Annotated in this window: 2 protein-coding genes and 1 pseudogene; 1 reads left to right on the top strand and 2 read right to left on the bottom strand. The window is 69.1% G+C overall.

Annotation, left to right across the window (positions count from 1 at the left end; genetic code table 11):
* On the bottom strand, positions 1 to 1,779 hold a 1,779-nt coding region (locus D180_RS05205; RefSeq protein ID WP_017911968.1), incomplete at its 3' end, for an Rne/Rng family ribonuclease.
* Positions 1,780 to 2,174: 395 nt separating this feature from the next.
* Between D180_RS05205 and D180_RS05200 the strand changes: the two genes are divergently transcribed.
* Positions 2,175 to 3,164, top strand: coding sequence for an RluA family pseudouridine synthase (locus D180_RS05200; protein ID WP_043090516.1), 990 nt, complete (start codon positions 2,175 to 2,177; stop codon positions 3,162 to 3,164).
* A 43-nt stretch (positions 3,165 to 3,207) separates the two neighbouring features.
* On the opposite strand, the pseudogene D180_RS05195 reads toward D180_RS05200, so the two are convergent.
* Positions 3,208 to 3,447: pseudogene (locus D180_RS05195) on the bottom strand (hypothetical protein); the annotation flags it as partial.

Raw genomic sequence — 3,447 nt, 5'->3', positions numbered from 1 at the left:
GCGCTGGCGCTGTGCCGGCTCGGCGGCGGCCGGAGCCGGGGCCGGGCTCTCGCCGGCGCCGAAGATGCGCTTCAGCCAGCCGACCACGCCGGTGGCCGGCGGCGCGACCGGGACCGGCGCAACCACGGGCGCCGGTGCCGGTGCGGCCACCGGTTCTTCGACCACTTCGCGCACCGGGGCCGGCTGCGAGTGCTTCACATTGGTCACCGCGGGCGCCGGGATGTTCAGCTGCGCCTTGGTCAGCGCGTGCACCGGCAGCTTGCGCGGGGTGCCGCGCTGGTAGCTGGGCTTGGTGCTTTCCTCGCCCAGCTCGTTCTCGCGCAGGCGGGTCACTTCGTAGTGCGGGGTGTGCAGCTGCTCGTCGGCGACGATCACGATCGGCGCGTCGTGGCGCTTCTCGATCTCGCTGAGCGCGCGGCGCTTCTCGTTGAGCAGGTAGTTGGCGATCTCCACCGGGGCCTGCACCAGCACCTGCCCGGTGTTCTCCTTCATCGCGTGCTCCTCGGCTACGCGGATGATCGACAGCGACAGCGACTCGACGCTGCGCATGCGGCCGTGGCCGTCGCAACGCGGGCAGACGATCTGGCTGGATTCGCCCAGCGACGGACGCAGGCGCTGGCGGCTCATCTCCAGCAGGCCGAAGCGCGAGATGCGGCCGATCTGCACCCGCGCGCGGTCGTACTTGAGCGCGTTCTGCAGGCGGTTCTCGACCTCGCGCTGGTGCTTGTTGGAGGCCATGTCGATGAAGTCGATCACCACCAGGCCGCCGAGGTCGCGCAGGCGCAGCTGGCGCGCGACCTCTTCGGCCGCCTCCAGGTTGGTCTGGAACGCGGTGTCCTCGATGTCGCTGCCCTTGGTGGCGCGCGAGGAGTTGACGTCCACCGCGGTCAGCGCCTCGGTCTGGTCGACCACGATCGAGCCGCCGGACGGCAGGCGCACGCTGCGCTCGTAGGCGGCCTCGATCTGCGACTCGATCTGGAAGCGGTTGAACAGCGGGATGTCGTCGGTGTAGTGCTTGAGCTTGCGCAGGCTCTGCGGCATCACCTGCTGCATGAACTCCTGGGCGTCGCCGTACATCTCGGCGGTGTCGACCAGGATCTCGCCGATGTCGGCGCGCAGGTAGTCGCGCAGGGCGCGGATGATCAGCCGCGATTCCTGGTAGATCAGGAACGGCGCCGGCTTGGCCAGGGCGGCCTCGGCGATCGACTTCCACACCTGCAGCAGGTAGTCCAGGTCCCACTGCAGCTCTTCGGCATCGCGGCCGACGCCGGCGGTGCGGATGATCACGCCCATGTCGTCGGGGATGTTCAGCTTGTCCAGCGCTTCCTTCAGCGCGGCGCGGTCCTCGCCCTCGATCCGGCGCGAGACGCCGCCGGCGCTGGGCGAGTTCGGCATCAGTACCATGTAGCGGCCGGCCAGGGAGATGAACGTGGTCAGGGCCGCGCCCTTGTTGCCGCGCTCTTCCTTGTCCACCTGGACCACGACTTCCTGGCCCTCGCGCAGCAGTTCGCGGATCGTCGCCTTGTTGTGGTCGACGCCGGCCTGGAAGTAATCGCGGGAGATTTCCTTCAGCGGCAGGAAGCCGTGGCGCTCGCCGCCGTACTCGACGAAGGCCGCTTCCAGCGAGGGTTCGAGCCGGGTGATGCGGCCCTTGTAGATGTTGGACTTCTTCTGTTCCTTGGACGGCTGCTCGATGTCGATGTCGTACAGGGTCTGGCCGTCCACGATGGCCACACGCAGTTCTTCTGCCTGCGTGGCGTTGATCAGCATTCGCTTCATTGTTGCGTTCCTCGCGCTGCTACCGCGCGGAACGCCATGGGGTTTCGCTTCTGGTCACGCTTCGTCGCCCATCGCGCAGGCGCGGGGTGGGCGTCTTGGGTTTCCAGCGCTACGACACCACGGCGAGCCGCGGGAGCGCTTCTTGCTTTTAGGTGGTTCAGGACCGGCGGCGACTCCAGCCAGGCTGGGGCGCCGCACGGGGCATGTTCAGCGCGGACGCTTGCGGCATCCGGCGATGGCCGGGTAGGCCGGTGAGCCGCTAACATGGCCGCCCCGGGGGCGGTGGTCGCGCACTGTGCCGGAATCGTCGTAAGCCGGGCTTCTGGCCCTCAACTAACTTCCAACGAAATCAAACCCTTATCTCGCCCCCCGAGTGTAACAGAATAAACTGCCTGATGACTTCCCCCCCGATCCCTCCAAAGCCGCGCGATGTCGCGACCAGCGCGGTGCGCATTCTCAAGGTCCCGGAAGACAGGGCCGGACAGCGCGTAGACAATTTCCTGCTCGGCCAGCTCAAGGGCGCGCCGCGCAGCCTGATCTACAAGCTGATGCGCAGCGGCCAGGTGCGGGTCAACGGCGGCCGCACCAAGGCCGAGCGCAAGCTCGAGGCCGGCGACGAGGTGCGCATCCCGCCGGTGCGGTTGACCGAGGAAGGCGAGAAGAGCGCGCCGCCGGATGCGTTCATGGCCCGGCTGGAGGCGGCGATCGTTTACGAGGACGCGCGGCTGCTGGCGCTGAACAAACCCTCGGGCGTCGCCAGCCACGGCGGCAGCGGGATCAGTTTCGGCGCCATCGAGACGCTGCGTGCGCTGCGTCCCAATCAGTCGCTGGAGCTGGTGCACCGGCTCGACCGCGACACCTCCGGGCTGCTGATCGTGGCCAAGAAGCGCTCGGCGCTGACCGAGTTGCAGGCGCTGATGCGCGAGGACGACCGGGTCCAGGGCCGCGGCATCAGCAAGCGCTACCTGACCCTGCTGGTCGGGCGCATGCCCGACGGCACCATGAGCGTGGACGCGCCGCTGCACATCGGCCTGCGCCAGGGCGGCGAGCGCCACGTGCAGGTGAACGCGGCCGGCAAGCCGTCGCTGAGCCACTTCCGGGTGCTGGAGCGGCGCGGCGGGCATTCCTATTGCGAGGTGCGGATCGAGACCGGTCGCACCCATCAGATCCGCGTGCACGCCCAGCACCTCGGGCATCCGGTCGCCGGCGACGACAAGTACGGCGATCCGGCGGTCAACAAGCGCCTGCGCGAGCAGATCGGGCTCAAGCGCCTGTTCCTGCATGCCGCCTCGCTGGAGTTCAGCCTGGACGACGGCAAGACACCTTATCTATTGAATGCCCCGCTGGCCGACGAACTGGCCGAAGCGCTGAACCGCCTCGGCTGACCCAGGCCCGCGGGAGCGGCCTGCTGCCGCCCCCGCGCTGCGCTCAGCTTTCGTGATGGTCGTGATCGTGGTGCCCGTCGTGGTGGGCGGGTGCCGGGCGTTGTGCCGGATGCGACTCGGCCGGCCGCGGCTCGGGCATGCGCGGTGGCGGGGAGAAGCGGGCCACGCGCTGCTCCTGGCGTTGTTCCTGACGCTGCTCCTGGCGCGGTTCCGGCATCGGCGCACGCATCGCCTCGCGCGGCATCTGCGGCGCGCGCGCCTCGCGCTCGGGCGCCGGCGCATG

Source organism: Xanthomonas sp. SHU 166, from assembly GCF_000364685.1.
GTDB lineage: Bacteria > Pseudomonadota > Gammaproteobacteria > Xanthomonadales > Xanthomonadaceae > Xanthomonas_A > Xanthomonas_A sontii.
The sequence above is the reverse complement of the archived record's forward strand: the minus strand, read 5'-3'. Positions and strand labels throughout refer to the sequence as shown.